General features: G+C 70.5%; 15 protein-coding genes. 8 read left to right on the top strand and 7 right to left on the bottom strand.

The annotated features are described in order from the left end of the window. Positions 1-44: 44 nt before the first annotated feature. The 3 genes from VKN16_27745 (at position 45) to VKN16_27735 (ending at position 2,860) form a co-directional block, all read left to right on the top strand. Positions 45-1,283 carry an MFS transporter gene (locus VKN16_27745; GenBank protein ID HME98015.1) on the top strand — a complete coding sequence of 413 codons (1,239 nt, stop codon included), beginning with the start codon at positions 45-47 and terminating at the stop codon, positions 1,281-1,283. A 2-nt stretch (positions 1,284-1,285) separates the two neighbouring features. Continuing rightward, positions 1,286-2,374 carry an Ldh family oxidoreductase gene (locus VKN16_27740; GenBank protein HME98014.1) on the top strand — a complete coding sequence of 363 codons (1,089 nt, stop codon included), beginning with the start codon at positions 1,286-1,288 and terminating at the stop codon, positions 2,372-2,374. A 78-nt stretch (positions 2,375-2,452) separates the two neighbouring features. After that, a complete protein-coding gene (locus VKN16_27735) occupies positions 2,453-2,860 on the top strand; it encodes an SRPBCC family protein (GenBank protein HME98013.1) in 408 nt (135 codons plus the stop codon). 65 nt (positions 2,861-2,925) lie between these two features. Here VKN16_27735 and VKN16_27730 read toward each other — a convergent pair whose 3' ends face one another. Further along, positions 2,926-3,504, bottom strand: a complete 579-nt coding sequence (locus tag VKN16_27730; GenBank protein ID HME98012.1) for a PEP-CTERM sorting domain-containing protein — start codon at positions 3,502-3,504, stop codon at positions 2,926-2,928. Between the two features lie 175 nt (positions 3,505-3,679). Beyond that, positions 3,680-4,249: a putative glycolipid-binding domain-containing protein gene (locus VKN16_27725; protein HME98011.1), complete on the bottom strand. Its 570-nt coding sequence runs from the start codon at positions 4,247-4,249 to the stop codon at positions 3,680-3,682. A gap of 37 nt (positions 4,250-4,286) precedes the next feature. On the opposite strand from VKN16_27725, the gene larA reads away from it, so the two are divergent. Then, positions 4,287-5,573 (top strand): nickel-dependent lactate racemase, encoded by a 1,287-nt coding sequence (gene larA, locus VKN16_27720; GenBank protein ID HME98010.1) that lies wholly within the window; start codon positions 4,287-4,289, stop codon positions 5,571-5,573. Continuing rightward, positions 5,573-7,168, top strand: coding sequence for an NAD(P)/FAD-dependent oxidoreductase (locus VKN16_27715; protein HME98009.1), 1,596 nt, complete (start codon positions 5,573-5,575; stop codon positions 7,166-7,168). Before larA ends, VKN16_27715 begins: the two co-directional genes overlap by 1 nt. A 55-nt stretch (positions 7,169-7,223) precedes the next feature. Here VKN16_27715 and VKN16_27710 read toward each other — a convergent pair whose 3' ends face one another. Genes VKN16_27710 through VKN16_27690 form a run of 5 tightly spaced genes read right to left on the bottom strand, consistent with a single transcriptional unit; the run spans position 7,224 to position 11,971 of the window. Further along, positions 7,224-8,483: an MFS transporter gene (locus VKN16_27710; GenBank protein HME98008.1), complete on the bottom strand. Its 1,260-nt coding sequence runs from the start codon at positions 8,481-8,483 to the stop codon at positions 7,224-7,226. A gap of 28 nt (positions 8,484-8,511) precedes the next feature. Next, on the bottom strand, positions 8,512-9,354 hold the full coding sequence (locus VKN16_27705) for an SDR family NAD(P)-dependent oxidoreductase (GenBank protein ID HME98007.1): 843 nt from the start codon (positions 9,352-9,354) through the stop codon (positions 8,512-8,514). Next, positions 9,351-10,166 (bottom strand): alpha/beta fold hydrolase, encoded by an 816-nt coding sequence (locus tag VKN16_27700; protein ID HME98006.1) that lies wholly within the window; start codon positions 10,164-10,166, stop codon positions 9,351-9,353. Before VKN16_27700 ends, VKN16_27705 begins: the two co-directional genes overlap by 4 nt. A gap of 12 nt (positions 10,167-10,178) precedes the next feature. Then, complete coding sequence (locus VKN16_27695; protein HME98005.1) at positions 10,179-11,117, bottom strand: SMP-30/gluconolactonase/LRE family protein; 939 nt, start codon at positions 11,115-11,117, stop codon at positions 10,179-10,181. Further along, the gene (locus tag VKN16_27690; GenBank protein ID HME98004.1) at positions 11,117-11,971 is read right to left on the bottom strand and encodes an LLM class F420-dependent oxidoreductase; all 855 of its coding nucleotides are present in this window, start codon (positions 11,969-11,971) and stop codon (positions 11,117-11,119) included. The genes VKN16_27695 and VKN16_27690 overlap by 1 nt, the downstream gene beginning before the upstream one ends. Before the next feature lie 115 nt (positions 11,972-12,086). On the opposite strand from VKN16_27690, the gene VKN16_27685 reads away from it, so the two are divergent. The 3 genes from VKN16_27685 to VKN16_27675 all read left to right on the top strand — a co-directional run bounded on the left by VKN16_27685 (position 12,087) and on the right by VKN16_27675 (position 14,663). Then, positions 12,087-13,049, top strand: coding sequence for an ABC transporter substrate-binding protein (locus VKN16_27685; GenBank protein ID HME98003.1), 963 nt, complete (start codon positions 12,087-12,089; stop codon positions 13,047-13,049). Between the two features lie 91 nt (positions 13,050-13,140). Beyond that, positions 13,141-13,893: an ABC transporter permease subunit gene (locus VKN16_27680; protein ID HME98002.1), complete on the top strand. Its 753-nt coding sequence runs from the start codon at positions 13,141-13,143 to the stop codon at positions 13,891-13,893. Next, on the top strand, positions 13,890-14,663 hold the full coding sequence (locus VKN16_27675; GenBank protein HME98001.1) for an ABC transporter ATP-binding protein: 774 nt from the start codon (positions 13,890-13,892) through the stop codon (positions 14,661-14,663). Before VKN16_27680 ends, VKN16_27675 begins: the two co-directional genes overlap by 4 nt. Positions 14,664-14,752 lie beyond the last annotated feature (89 nt).

Raw genomic sequence — 14,752 nt, 5'->3', positions numbered from 1 at the left:
TCTAGCACGCCCGCCGCGCGAGGCTCTGTGAGAAATTGGCCCCCGTGCGACGCGGGCTCTTCTACGGCTGGATCGTGGTCGCGGGCGCCTTCTTCGGCTATGCGATCGCGCAGGGGCTCATGCACTCCTACGCGGTGTTCCTGATCGCGTACCTGGGCGAGTTCGGCTGGGGGCGCGGCGAGACCTCGGTGGCCTACTCGGTGTCGCAGCTCGTGATCGGGCTCAGCTCCCCGCTCATCGGGGCCCTCGTCGACCGGCTCGGCACGCGCGTCCTGGTGGCGGTGGGCGCCGTCCTCCTGGCGGTCGGGCTCGTGGCGAACGCGGGCGCCTCCGCGCTCTGGCAGGTGATCGCGCTCTACGGCATCGTGATGACGCTCGGCTCGAACTGCCTTGGCCTCGTGGTCTCGGTGCCGATCCTCTCGCGCTGGTTCGTGGCCCGGCGGGGCCTCGCCATCTCCATCGTGCAGTCCGCCAATGGCTTCGGCCGCGCGGTCTCCGCGCCGATCACCCAGCTGCTGATCTCCTCGATCGGCTGGCGACGCTCCTACCTGGCCCTCGCCGCGGTGATGGCGGTGGCGGTGGTGCCGATCGTGCGCGCGTTTCCGACCCGCGAGCCCGACGCGGCGGCGGGCGGCGACGCCTCGCCGCGCCCCGCCGTCGCGGCCGGAAGCCCCTGGACGGTGGGCGAGGCGATGCGCACGCCGCACTTCTGGCTCCTCTTCGCGGTGTACCTGCTCACCGGACTCGGCAGCTTTCTCGTCTCGCTGCACCAGCTCGCCTTCGCGGTGGACGTGGGCTTCGATCCCCTCTACGCGGCGAGCGTGCTGGGCACCGGCAGCCTGCTCGCGGTGGTCGGCACCATCGGCACCGGGACGATCTCCGACTACATCGGACGCGAGGTGTCGGCCATCCTCGCCTACCTGGTCTCCATCGTCGGCGTGGTGTGCGCGCTGTTCATCACGAGCGCCGAGCAGCACGCGCTCCTGTGGCTGCACGCCTGCTTCTTCGGCCTCACCTGGGGCGCGCGCGGGCCGCAGATCACCGCCAAGACCGCCGATCTGTTCCAGGGCCCGCACCTGGGCGCGATCCTGGGCGTGATCTCGATCGGCACCGGCCTCGGGGCGGCGGGCGGCGCGTGGGCGAGCGGGCTCATCTTCGATCTCTCGGGCAGCTACCACCTCGCCTTCCACCTCTCGATCCTCTCGTACGCGGTGGGCTGCGTGGCGTTCTGGCGGCTGCGCCGGCCCGCGCGATCGGCTACGATGCAGCCCCGGGAGGGCTGACCATGCTCGATCTCTTCAAGGTGCCGCCGAAGGACCAGGTGCTCGTCACCGAAGACGCGCTGCGACTGACCGTCACCCAGATCTTCGAGAAGCTGGGCGTCACCCGGGAGGACGCGGCCGACGCGGCGGACGTGCTCACCATGACCGACCTGCGCGGAGTCGAGACGCACGGCGTGTCGAACATGCTGCGCACCTACGTGCGCGAGTATCGGGCCGGCAAGCTCGATCCGCGGCCGGGCTGGGCCATCGAGCGCGAGTCCCCCGGCACCGCGGTGATCGACGCGGGCCAGCGGCTCGGCATCATCGTGGGGCCGAAGGCGATGCGCCTGGCCATGGACAAGGCGCGACAGGTCGGGGTGGGCGTGGTCACCGTGCACAACGCGGGGCACTTCGGCGCCATCGGCCACTTCGCGATGCAGGCTGCGATGGCGGACATGGTGGGCGTCTGCTTCACCGCGGCCGGCCTGCACGTGGTGCCGACGTTCGGCTCGAAGCCCCTGCTCGGCACCAACCCGATCGCGCTGGCCGCTCCCGCGCGGCGCGAGGCCCCGCTGCTCTTCGACGCGGCCACCTCCGCGATCGCGGGCAACAAGATCCGCCTGGCCATGCGGGTGGGCTCCCCGCTCCTGCCGGGCTGGGTGACGGACCGGGACGGCAGCCCGATCATGGAGGAGAAGCCCATCTTCAACCGGGAGGACGTCTACCAGGCCCCGCTCGGCGGCACGCGCGAGCAGGGCTCGCACAAGGGTTACGGCTTCGCCCTCATGGCCGAGGTGCTCTCGACCTTGCTCGCGGGCACGCTACCGACGATGCTGGCGCCGGGCAATGGCTCGAAGAACCAGTTCGCGGCCTACCACATCGAGTCGTTCACCGACCTCGAGCGATTCAAGGACACGATGGACGAGATGCTGCGGACGCTGCGGACGTCGGCGCCCGCCCCGGGTCAGGAGCGCGTCTTCTACCCGGGCCTGCTGGAGGCCGAGGAGGTCCAGCACCGGCGCGCCCACGGCATCCCGCTGCACCGCGAGGTGCTCGACTGGTTCGGCGAGTGCACCCGGGACATGGGCCTGCCGCCGCTCGCCGCCGCCTGAGCGTTCTGGACACCACCCTGTTTCACGGCGCGCGCCGGTCGGGGTCTCATGGGGCGTCCTCCCAGGAGGGGGACGCTCATGGCTTCCATCCGAAAAGAGCTGCGGCTCGACGCCTCGGCGGAGCACGTCTGGGACGCGGTACGTGACGTGGGCGCGGTGCACGAGCGGCTCGGCCCCGGCTTCCTGCTCGAAGCGCGGATGGACGGCGACGCGCGCATCGTGACGTTCGCCAACGGCATGGTGGTGCGCGAGCCGATCGTGGACATCGACGACACCGCCCGTCGCCTGGTCTACGCGGCGGTCGGAGGCATGTCCAGCCACTACAACGCGTCGATGCAGGTGTTCCCCGACGGCGACGGCCGCTGCCACCTCGTGTGGATCATCGACCTGCTACCGCACGCGCTGGCGCCGACCGTGGCGGCCTTGGCCGAGCAGGCCACCCACGTGATGAAGAAGACGCTCGAGGCCGGCGGGCTGTCGACGTGAATGGTGGGAATGCGAAGCGGCGGCCTATTCTCGGCCGCCGCTTCGGAGCCGCGTGACTACTCGACCTACGGCTGCTGGCGCTGTTGCCGGCTCCGCCGCCACCGCGCGAGCGCCAGTCCACCTGCGGTGGTGCCGAACAGGAGGAGCGTGGCCGGCTCCGGGACGGGGGCGAGATCTGAACTGCGGCTCACGTTGACGGATCCGGTCCCCTCGTTGTTGCTGATGCCGGTGATGTAGCCATCGTTGAACCCGAGCCAGAGGTTACCTGCTAGGCCGGTCACAGTCTGCGGCCCGGCTCCGATCGCGAAGAGCCCCGAGGCGTTCTGAGCTATCGCTCTAGGGGACGCGTTCAAGTCGAGCGCCGCGCTCCCGATGAATGCGATCAACTGGCCATGCAGCCCGTTCTGGATCCACTCATCGTTTATGAAATCGCTGCTTACCACGGGAACGCCCTCGGGTCCGAACGGATCATGCCCGAAAGTGCCATCAAATGGCTGATAAGTCCAAGACGCGGTTGCGCTATCGAAGTGCAGGGTGTCCGTTGCCAGCACGGACATTCCCGTATTCGTCCATAGCGGATTGGCCGTCACGCCGAACGAGGCCGCGGAGGCTTGACTGAAGGGAACCAGAACCAGGAGGAGCACAAGGAGTAGTCTCATCGCTTCGTACCTCGGTCGGGCCGTCGGGCGACCCATTTGAATCGCAGCAGGTCGCATGAGTATACCGTTCGCGTTCGCGTGTGCAATCAATAAAGCCGATTTCTGAGGTGACAACGCGTCGCGGCGCCACTCGACCGACGATGCAAACATTGCGCAGAGCCTAGACTCGTCGCGAGAGATCCGGATAGTCGCGCACCACGCCGTCGGCGTCCATGTCGAGCTCGGCGATGAAGCCGGAGTCGAGCGAGCGGAAGCGCCAGCGTGACCCGGCGGCGCGCCGCTCGAGCAGCGTGTATTCCTGTGGGGCCACGCGCACGCGGAGCTCCGGCAGGAGCACCCAGGCCATGCGGAGCGCGACCGGGCGGCCCACCGTCAGCTCGGGCAGGCGTCGCACCGGCAGCGTGTTGGTGAACGGCGACGGGAAGATGTCGACGTCCACGCAGCCGTCCAGCGGCAGCGCCACGCCGGTCGTCGCGTCGCTCCAGCGGCCGCGGCCGTCCACGCGGAGGTCGAGCGTGGCCACCGGCTCCTCGAGCCGCTCGATGAGCACCCGCCGCGTCGTCCAGCCCGCGTCGCATTCGAGGCGATAGCGCGCGCGGTACGGCCGGCCGCCCGCGTCCACCGCGACGATCAGGCTGTCCGCCCGCACGCGGTCGGCCTCGATCTCCAGGCGGAGATGCTCGAAGCCCCGCCCGTCCCACGCCGCCCACAGCACGTCGCGCGTCGCCATCCTCGCGATCATGGCATATGATTCCGGGGGAGACGCCATGACCATCGATCTCCTCTACGGCCGCGGCACGGTGTCCCTCGCTCCGCCGCCCGGGTGCGTGCCGACCGTGGTCGCCAAGCACGCGATGCCGGTGCTGGCGGACCCGGGGGCTGCGGTCGCGCGGGCCCTCGCCGAGCCGGTCGGGGTGCCCGCGCTCCCCGCGCTGGCCCGCGGCCGGCGGTCGGCGTGCATCCTGATCTGCGACATCACGCGCCCGGTGCCGAACGGCCTCTTCCTGGGCCCGCTCGTCCGCGGACTGCTGAGCGCGGGCGTCCCGCGCGCCGGGATCACCGTGCTGGTCGCCACCGGCCTGCATCGCGCCAATGAGGGGGCGGAGCTGGCCGAGCTGGTGGGCGACCCGTGGGTGCTCGAGACGGTGTCGGTGGCCAACCACGACGCCACGGTGGACCGCGATCACGTCCTGCTCGGCCGCACGCCGGGGCGCGGCACGGTGGTGCGCCTCGACCGCCGCCTGATTGCCGCCGATCTCAAGATCGCGACCGGGCTGGTGGAGCCGCACTTCATGGCCGGCTGGTCGGGCGGGCGCAAGGTCATCGCTCCGGGGGTCGCGCACGCCGAGACGATCACCACGTTCCACAACTCGGCGTTCATGGCGCATCCGCGCGCGGCCAACTGCGTCCTCGACGGCAACCCGCTCCACGAGGAGCAGCTGGCGATCGTCGGCATGCTGGGCGGCGCGCTGGCGCTGAACACCGTGATCGACGATCGGCGACGGCTCGCCTTCGTCAACTTCGGCGAGATCGTGGCGAGCCACCTCGAGGCGGTGGCCTTCGCGCGGCGCTACGCGCAGGTGGCGGTGCCCCGGCGCTTCCACACCGTGGTCACCAGCGCGGCCGGCTATCCGCTCGACAAGACGTACTACCAGACCGTCAAGGGCATGGTGGGCCCGCTCGACATCCTGGAGCCCGGCGGGGACCTGATCGTGGCGTCCGCCTGCTCGGAGGGCATGGGCTCCAAGCACTATGTGGAGGCGCAGCGGCGCCTGGTCGACCTCGGGCCCGACGGCTTCGCGGCCAGCATCGAGCACAAGTCTCACGCCGACATCGACGAGTGGCAGACCCAGATGCAGCTTCGGCCCATGCGGGTCGGCCGCGTGCGGCTCTACACCGACGGGCTCGACGCGATCACCGCGGGGCTGACCGGCGTCGAGCGCGTGACCGATCTGGCGGGCGCGGTGGCCGAGAGCATGGCGCGCCATTCTGATCCCCACGTGGCGTTCGTCCCCGAGGGACCGTACGTCGTGCCGGTCCACGAGGAGGCCTGATGCTCGACGCCGTGGTGGTGGGCGCCGGTTTCGCGGGCATGTACATGCTCCACCGGCTGCGCGGGCTGGGCTTGTCGGTGCGGGTCTACGAGGCGGGCGACGGCGTGGGGGGAACGTGGTACTGGAACCGCTACCCGGGCGCGCGCTGCGACGTCGAGAGCATGGACTACTCCTACTCCTTCTCGGAGGAATTGCAGCAGGAGTGGCGGTGGACCGAGCGCTACTCGGCCCAGCCGGAGATCCTCCGGTACGCCAACCACGTGGCCGACCGCTTCGACCTGCGGCGCGACATCCAGTTCGGCACCCGCGTGACCGCCGCGGTGTTCGACGAGGCGGCCGCGCGCTGGGCCATCGAGACCGACCGCGGCGACCGCGTCACCGCGCGGTTCTGCATCATGGCCACCGGCTGTCTCTCCGACGCGCAGGTCCCCGACTTCGAGGGACTCGAGAGCTTCGAAGGCGCGCGGTACCACACCGGCCGCTGGCCGCACGAGGGCGTGGACTTCACCGGCCGGCGGGTCGCGGTCATCGGCACCGGCTCCTCCGCCATCCAGTCGATCCCGCTCATCGCCAGGCAGGCGGCTCACGTCTACGTCTTCCAGCGCACCCCGAACTACAGCATGCCCGCCCACAACGCCCCGCTCGATCCCGACTACGAGCGCCGGGTGAAGGCCGCCTACGCCGAGTTCCGGCGTCAGGCGCGCGAGTCGCGGGTGGGCTTCGTGACCGAGCGCAGCGGCGACTCGGCCCTGGCGGTGCCCGCCGAGGAGCGCGAGCGGGAGTACGAGAAGCGCTGGAGCCGCGGCGGCCTCGGCTTCTCCGCCGCCTACACCGACCTGCTCACCAGTCAGGAAGCCAACGACACCGCCGCGGATTTCTTCCGGGCCAAGATCCGCGCCGTCGTGCGCGATCCCGCGGTCTCCGACCTGCTGTGCCCGACGAGCTACCCGCTCGGCACCAAGCGGCTGTGCGTGGACACCGACTACTACGAGACGTTCAACCGCGACAACGTCACCCTGGTGGACGTGCGCGCGCGACCGATCGAGGCGATCACCCCCAAGGGCGTGCGCACCGGCGGCGTGGAGTACGCGGTGGACGATCTCGTCTTCGCCACCGGCTTCGACGCGATGACCGGGGCCCTGCTCAACATCGACATCCGCGGCCGCGGGGGACGCCGCCTCGCCTCCGAGTGGGCCGACGGCCCGCGCACCTACCTGGGGCTGACCGTCGAAGGCTTCCCGAACCTCTTCACGATCACCGGCCCCGGCAGCCCGTCCGTGCTCAGCAACATGATCGTGTCCATCGAGCAGCACGTGGACTGGATCGCCGACTGCGTGAGCCACCTGCGCGAGCGCGGCCTCGCCACCATCGAGGCCACCGCGGAGGCCCAGGAGGCCTGGGTCCGGCACGTCAACGAGGTGGGCCACATGACGCTCTACCCGCGGGCGCCCTCGTGGTACATGGGCGCGAACATCCCGGGCAAGCCGCGCGTGTTCATGCCCTACATCGGCGGGGTCGGGGTCTACCGCCAGAAGTGCGACGAGATCGCCGCCAACAACTACGCGGGCTTCACCCTCGATGGGGTCAGGTCTTGAAATACGACATTTTTCAGGCGCAGTGAGACGCCGCGACCCCGGAAAATGTCGTATTTCAAGACCTGACCCCGGCGGTGGCGGCGCGCCAGATGCGGCGGGCGTCGCGGTCGATGTTGAGGGCGACGATGGCGGCGGCGAGCAGGAGCGCGCAGGCTAGCACGTAGGCGAGGCCGTAGCCGCCGGTGGTCTCGAAGAGCGCGCCGGCCAGCCAGGAGCCCAGCGCCGAGCCGGTCTGGTGCACCAGGAAGATCAGCCCGAAGATCGAGCTGACCGAGAAGCGCCCGTAGATGTCGGCGGTGAGCGCCGAGGTCATCGAGCCGGTGCCGGCCAGGGTGATCCCGCCCAGCATGGCCACCACCATCAGCCCGGTGGGGTTGTCGCGGATCAGGAAGAGGCCGGTGAAGATCGCGATGCGTCCGGCGTAGATCCCGGCGAGCACCGGCCGCCGTCCGAAGCGGTCCGACAGCGCGCCCAGCATCACCGTGAAGATGATGCTCGAGCCACCCAGCACGCCCAGGGCCCACGACGCGACCATCGGGGTGTAGCCGTGATCGGTCAGCATCGGGATGCCGTGCGCGGAGAGCAGGCTCATCGAGAAGCCGCAGGTGAAGAACGAGCCGGCGAGCTGCCAGAACGCCAGCGTCCTGAGCGCCTCGCTCGCGGGCACGCGCTCGATGGCCGGCGCGTGCGCTCCCGCCACCGGCGGCGCCCCGTCGGCGGTGAGGCCGATCGACTCGGGCGAATCGCGCATCAGCCAGAGGCAGAGCGGCAGCGAGACGACGAGGATCAGCCCCGCGATCACGATGTAGGTGTTTCGCCACCCGGTGGCGAGCACGAGCCACGTCACCGCGGGCACCAGCAGGCTCATGCCGGTCATCGACGCGCTGCCCAGCACCGAGAGCGCGGTGCCGCGGCGCCGGCTGAACCAGCGCGCCACCACCCCGGAGGCGATCACCGGCCCGGTGCCGGCCAGCCCGAGCGGCACCAGGACACCGTAGACCGCGGCGAACTCCCACACGTTGCGCACCATCGCGGTCAGCACCAGCGAGGCGACCAGCAGCAGCGTGCCCGCCGAGGTGACCACCCGCACGCTGAAGCGGTCGAGCGCCATGCCGGCCAGCGGCATGAACACCCCGTAGAGGAAGAGGCTCAGCGCGACCACCGCCGAGAAGCTGGCCCGATCCAGGTTGAGATCGGCCACGATCGGCTTGAGGAACGGCCCGACCGCGTGGCGCACGCCGGTGGACATGAAGGTGGTGACCGAGAAGGCCCCGACCACCCACCAGCCGTAGAAGACCTTCCGGTCGTCGCGCATGCCCACTCGACTATATCCCACCCGGCGCCTAGAAACTCGGCTTGGTGGAAAACGGCGTGAGCTGCAATTCGTGCGTCCAGCAGGAGCGGTCCTGGGTATGGAGATACCAGAACGCCTCCGCGATCTTCACCGGGTTCATGACGATCTCCGGCTGCTTCTGGGCCCGCGGCAACGCCCGGGTCCCCGGCGAGTCGATGAGCCCGTCGATGACCACGTTGGCCACGTGCACGCCGTGCTCGGAATACTCCTCGGTGAGCACCTGGGCCAGCGTGCGCATCATCACGCGCGGATAGTAGAGCGACTGGCCGGTCAGCCGCTTCCGGCCGCGAAGCGACGAGGCGTTGTTGGAGATGAGGAAGGAGCCGCCTCCGCGCTGGCGCATCGCGGGCAGCACCTCCTTGGCGACCAGGAACGGCCCGCGGCTGGCGACGTGCTGCGCGGTCTCGAAGATGTCGAGCGGCACGTGCTCGAGCAATTCCTTGTCGGGCGGCAAATCGCGCCCCTCGAGGTAGCCCGCGTTGTAGACGAGCACGTCCGGATCGCCGGCCCGCTCCCGAATGGTCGCGAACGCCTTCGCGATGGAGGCGTCCGACACCAGATCCAGCTCGACGGTCATGGCCCGGCCGCCCTGCGACGTGATGGCCTGCTCGAGCGCGGCCGCGTTCGCCGCTTTGCGGGTGGTCAGCACGGTCAGGAAGCCTTCCTTGGCGAACTTCTGGGCGATGGCGCCGCCCACGCCCCAGCGCACGCCGACGGGCAGGTGGCGGTCGTCGAGATCCTTGCCGTGGGCCAGGCGTGTGTTGCGCCCGTCCGCCTGCCACTTGGAGGTCGCGCCCACCACCACCGCGACGGGTTGACGATCCGGGCTCATCGGCTGTTCTCCTCTGCCCCGCTGGCGAAGAACTCCAGCAGCAGGCGGTTGACCTCGGGCGCGTTCTCGTAGGCCGACCAGTGGCCGGCCCGGGGGATCCGGTGCACATCGAGACCGGGAACCGCGGCCTCGATCTCGCCGATCAGCCGCGCGGCGGGACGGAACGCGGAGTCGTCGCGCTCGCCCCAGAGCAGGCGGATGCGCCCTCCGCGGCGCGACACCGCGGCCAGGTCGCCGAGCAGGGTGCCGCCCGCGCTGACCTTCCGGCTGTCGAAGCGCGTCCGGCGCACCAGATCCGCCTGGATGTCCACCGTGTCCTCGGTCACGCTGGCCTCGTCGCTCAGCATGTTCACCAGCAGGTTGTGACGGCAGATCTCGCGGAAGAGACGCTCGTCGCCGCCCGCCTCCTTGTAGGAGCGGATCGGGCGCTCGCCGAACTTCCGGGCCGGGAAGCCGCCCGGCGAGATCAGGGCGAGGTGGCTCACCCGCGGGCCGAGACGGCGGGCCATGCTCGCGGCGATCGCCGCGCCGAACGAGAAGCCGGCGAGGCGCAGCGGGGCGACGCCGGGCAACGCCTCGAGGAGCAATGCGTGCACGAGGTCGAGATACTGCGGGCCGGTGGTCTCACGCGGGACGGTGGCCGAGTCGCCGTAGGACGGATGATCGAGGGCGTGGACGGTGAAGCGCGCGGCGAGCGCGTCCACGTTGCGGATCCAGTGCTTCCACGACCCCATGCCGCCGTGGAAGAGCACCAGGTCCGGTCCGGCGCCGGAGCGGCGCACCGCCATCCGGGGCGCAAGGTCGGGGCGCACGCGACGCGCGGCTCAGCGATTGAGGTAGTGCAGCGGCAAGCCGGGCCGCGGCCACTCGAACGACACGAGCGTGCCGCCCATCGACAGCGTCGCGAACGCGGTGCGCAGGTCCTTCCCGCCGAAGCACACGTTCGTCACCATCATGTCGGGCAGGGTGTACTGCTCCACGCGGCTGCCGTCGGGCCAGACGTCGCTCACCGCGCCGGTGATGAGGGTGGCGACGCAGACGTGGCCCTCGCCGTCGACGGCGAGCGAGTCGAACATCTGGTAGCCGCCGAGCCCGGTGATCACGGTGCCCTTCTCGCCCCGATAGGGCCCGTTGGCCGACTCGATCTCGCCGGGCCCGGAGAGCCGGAACGCCCACACCCGCGCGGTCGGCGTCTCCACCACGTAGAGGGTCTTCTCGTCCGGCGACAGCCCGATGCCGTTCGGGCGCTCGAGCGGGAAGATCGCCTCGCGGATCATCGAGCCGTCCGCCTTCGCGTAGTAGACGACGCCGCGGTCGGTGTCGCGCTCGCGCGTCTTGCCCAGATCGGTGAACCAGAAGCCGCCGGCCCGGTCGAACACCAGGTCGTTCGGCCCGCGCAGGCGCTGGCCGTCGCACCGGTCGTAGAGGGTCTCGAACTTGCCGGTGTCCGGATCCACGATCTGGATGCTACCGGTCACGTAGTCCTCGGCCTGCAGCACCGGAAACAGCTTGCCCGGCCGCTCCACGAACTTGAGCCCGCCGTTGTTGGTCACGTAGATCTTGCCGCCCGGCCCCATGGCCGCGCCGTTGGGGCCGCCGCCGAGGGTGGCCACGACGTGGATCCGGCCGTCGGAGGTCACGCGCGAGAGCGTGCGCCGCTCGATCTCGACCAGGATGACCGAGCCGTCCGGCATCGCCACCGGGCCCTCCGGGAAGCGGAGACCCGAGGCGATCTGCTTGATCGCGGGCTTGCGAGTGGCCATCAGGATTGCGCCTTCTGCATGAGCGTCGCGCAGCGGTCGAGCACCGGGAGCACCTCGTCGGCCTTGGCCGAGGCCAGGTTGAAGATGAGCCGCGTCACGCCGGCGTCGCGGTAGCGCCGGATCGCGTCGACGTCTTCGGCCGCCCCGAAGATCGTGATGGGCAGCGTGGCCGGATCCCGGCCGGCCTCGACCGCGAGCTTGCGGAACTCGGGCAGCAGGCTGAGCACGTCGCCGTAGGCGGGGCGGCGCGCGTGCGGCACCCAGCCGTCGCCGTAGGCGATGGCCCGCCGCGCTCCGTACGGAAACGCGCCGCCCACGATCACCGGCGGGTGCGGCTTCTGGCGAGGCTTGGGCCACGTCATCATCGGCGGGAACTTCACGAGCTCGCCCGCGTACTCGGGCTTCGACTTCGTCCAGATCGCCTTCATGGCCTCCACGCGCTCGCGCATCACCCGGAAGCGCGACGCGAACGCGGTGCCGTGATCCGCCATCTCCTCGGCGTTCCAGCCCGCGCCGATGCCGAAGAGAAAACGCCCGCCCGAGACCTGGTCGAGACTCGCCACCGCCTTCGCGGTCTGGATCGGATCGCGCTGGACGACCAGGCACACCCCGGTGGCAACACGCAGTCTGGTCGTCGCGGCCGCGGCGGCGGCCAGCGTCACGAACGGGTCCATCACGTCGTAGTACTTCTTCGGCAGGTCGCCGCCCGCCGGGAACGCGGAGGCGCGCGACAGCGGGATGTGCGAATGCTCGGGCGCCCAGAGCGACTCGAAGCCGCGCTCCTCGAGGGCGCGGCCGAGCGCGGCGGGGCCGATCGAGTAGTCGGTGAAGAAGATCGCGCCGCCGAAATCCATGGCTCCCCTCGCTCGCGCCGCCGCTCTGACGACCGCGGCCGAATCTACCGCCGTCGGGCGGGCCGGTCAACCGTGCTACGATGCCGCCGACGCGCACTCTTCCCGGGAGGAATCCATGACGACGACGTCCCTGACTCGGCTCGCGGTGATGCTGACCGTCGGCGCGCTGTTCACGCTGCCGGCCGGCGCGGCCGCGCAGGAAACGATCCGCATCGGCTGCCCGACCAAGACCTACTTCCCGACGATCCTCGCCACCGTGGCGAAGGAGAAGGGCCTCTTCGAGAAGGAAGGCCTCCGGCCCGAGATCACCATCTACCGGGGCGGCGGGGAGACCTTCGAGGCGATCGCGGCCAATTCCGCGGATCTGGGTCCGGTGGCCGTCCCGCTGGTGGCGACGTCCCGGAAGCGGGGGGTGTTGACGAAGATCGTGGGCGGCAACGGCGACGAATGGTCGGGCTGGATCCTGGGGGTCAAGAGCGCGTCGCCGATCAAGTCGGCCAAGGAGCTCGACGGCAAGAAGGTCGGCATCACCTCCGCCGGCTCCGGGACCGACACGCTCGCGCTGTGGGCGCAGAGCGAGGCCCATGTAAACTTCCAGCGAGTAGGCGTGGGCGGCGGCGGGCTCGTGCCGAACCTGCTCAACGACAACCTGGCCGCGGCGGTGATCTACTCGCCGCTCTCGTACCAGGTCGTCTCCGAGGGCAAGGTGCGCGTGCTGATGGACTTCGCCACCGCGATGCCGCCGAACCTGATCGGGGGCTGGGCCGCCACCGAGAAGAACCTCACCGAGCGGCGGCCCTTCATCCAGAAGGGCCTGAACGCGCTCTACGGCGCGCTCGAGTACATGCGCAACAACCCCGACTACGCGATCAAGACCATCGCCTCCAACAACGAGCTGCCGATGGAGATCGCGAAGATGGAGTACGAGAAGACCTACCTGCGCCTCTCGCGCGACGGCAAGATCACGCAGGCCTCGGTGGAGAAGGCCATGGAGCTGGCCGCGGCGAGCGGCGTGAAGGACATGGCCCCGGCCGCCGAGGTGTTCATGAACCTGCCGATCACGCCGACCAAGCCCTGAGCCTGCCTGGCGAGGTGCAGCTGCAGGCGAGCCGAGCGGATATCATGCCTGGCGAGGTGCAGCCGCAGGCGAGCCGAGCGGATATCACAGGATGCGGCCCGAGCGCCTGATCGTCGCCGCCGCCGTCCTGGGCCTCCTGGCGCTCTGGGAGGCGCTGGTGCGGCTCGGCCGGATCGATCCGAGCCTCGCCCCCGCGCCGAGCACGGTGGTGGACGCGCTGATCCGCCTCGCCGGCCGGCCCGAGGTGCGCGCGAGCCTCGCGGTCACCGCGTGGGAGGTGCTGGCCGCCTTCCTGATCGCGCTGCCCACCGGCCTCCTGCTCGGCTTCCTGCTGGCCGAATTGCCGGTGCTGGGCGCGCTGTTCCGACCGCTGGTCAACTTCCTGTTCGGGGTGCCCAAGTCCATCTTCCTGCCCGTCTTCATCCTGATCTTCGGGGTGAGCATCCCGCAGAAGGTGGCCTTCGGCGTGTTCACCACCGTGTTCGTGCTGATCGTGGGCGGCATCGCGGCGGTGCAGTCGGTGCCGCGCGAGCTGATCACGGTGAGCCGCGTCTACGGGGCGACCCGCGCCCAGGTCATCCGCGAGATCTACCTGCCCGCGATGGCGCCGATCCTGCTCGAGTCCGCGCGCCTGGCCATGGTGTTCAACATCACCGCGGTGCTGCTGTGCGAGATCTACGGCGCCCGCGACGGCATCGGCTATCGCATCGCGGCGTGGGGCGAGAACCTCCAGATGCCGCAGCTCTATGCGGCGCTGGTGCTGGTGGCCGCGGCCGCGGTGGCGGTCAACGAGGCGCTGCGCGCGGTGGAGACGCGGCTCGGCGCCTGGCGTCGAGACGCGTGACCCGCGCGCTGGTGGCCGTCCGCGGGGTGTCGCAGCGCTTCGGCGCCGACGGCGCCGCGGTAACCGCGCTCGAGTCGATCGACCTCGAGATCCCCGACGGGCAGTTCGCGTCGGTGGTGGGCCCGAGCGGCTGCGGCAAGTCCACCCTGCTCTCGCTGGTGGCGGGCCTGCGCCGGCCCTCGAGCGGCACCGTGCTGTGCGACGGCGAGCCGATGACCGCGCCGATGCCGCGCAAGGTCGGCATGATCTTCCAGGAGGCCAACCTCCTGCCCTGGCTCTCCGCGGTGGACAACGTGGCCTTTCCCCTCAAGCTCCGCCGCGTGGCGAAGGCGGAGCGCCTGGCCGCGGCCCGCCGCATGCTCGAGCTGACCGGGCTCGCCGGCTTCGAGGACCGCCTGCCCCACCAGCTCTCCGGCGGCATGAAGCAGCGCGTGTCGATCGCCCGCGGGCTCGTGCAGAATCCGGCGGTGCTGCTGATGGACGAGCCCTTCGCCTCGCTAGACGAGCAGACCCGCATGGTGCTGGGCGACGAGCTGCTGCGGATCTGGTCGGAGACGCGCAAGACCGTGCTGTTCGTCACCCACAGCCTGAACGAGGCGGTGTACCTGGCCGACCGGGTGATCGTGCTGAGTGCCCGGCCCGGGCGCGTGGTGGACGACGTGGCCGTCGACCTGCCGCGCCCGCGCAGCTTCGCGATGACCACGAGCGAGCGGTTCGGTATCTTGAAGGACCGCATCTGGCAGCACATCAAGAGCGCGGAGCGGCGATGAGCTGGCCGGAGCGGCACCTGCGCCTGTGCCAGGCGCTGCTCTACGCGGCGATCCTCGCGGCGTGGGAGATCCTGCCGCGCACCGGCCTG

The organism is Candidatus Methylomirabilota bacterium, from assembly GCA_035315345.1.
Taxonomy (GTDB): domain Bacteria; phylum Methylomirabilota; class Methylomirabilia; order Rokubacteriales; family CSP1-6; genus CAMLFJ01.
Note: the sequence above shows the minus strand (reverse complement) of the source record. Positions and strands in the feature narration are given on the sequence as shown.

Coding starts and splice junctions, on each gene's coding strand:
- VKN16_27740 (HME98014.1), top strand. CDS start 1,286: ATGCTCGATCTCTTCAAGGTGCCGCCGAAGGACCAGGTGCTCGTCACC.
- VKN16_27735 (HME98013.1), top strand. CDS start 2,453: ATGGCTTCCATCCGAAAAGAGCTGCGGCTCGACGCCTCGGCGGAGCAC.
- VKN16_27725 (HME98011.1), bottom strand. CDS start 4,249: ATGGCGACGCGCGACGTGCTGTGGGCGGCGTGGGACGGGCGGGGCTTC.
- larA (HME98010.1), top strand. CDS start 4,287: ATGACCATCGATCTCCTCTACGGCCGCGGCACGGTGTCCCTCGCTCCG.
- VKN16_27715 (HME98009.1), top strand. CDS start 5,573: ATGCTCGACGCCGTGGTGGTGGGCGCCGGTTTCGCGGGCATGTACATG.
- VKN16_27710 (HME98008.1), bottom strand. CDS start 8,483: ATGCGCGACGACCGGAAGGTCTTCTACGGCTGGTGGGTGGTCGGGGCC.
- VKN16_27705 (HME98007.1), bottom strand. CDS start 9,354: ATGAGCCCGGATCGTCAACCCGTCGCGGTGGTGGTGGGCGCGACCTCC.
- VKN16_27695 (HME98005.1), bottom strand. CDS start 11,117: ATGGCCACTCGCAAGCCCGCGATCAAGCAGATCGCCTCGGGTCTCCGC.
- VKN16_27690 (HME98004.1), bottom strand. CDS start 11,971: ATGGATTTCGGCGGCGCGATCTTCTTCACCGACTACTCGATCGGCCCC.
- VKN16_27685 (HME98003.1), top strand. CDS start 12,087: ATGACGACGACGTCCCTGACTCGGCTCGCGGTGATGCTGACCGTCGGC.
- VKN16_27680 (HME98002.1), top strand. CDS start 13,141: ATGCGGCCCGAGCGCCTGATCGTCGCCGCCGCCGTCCTGGGCCTCCTG.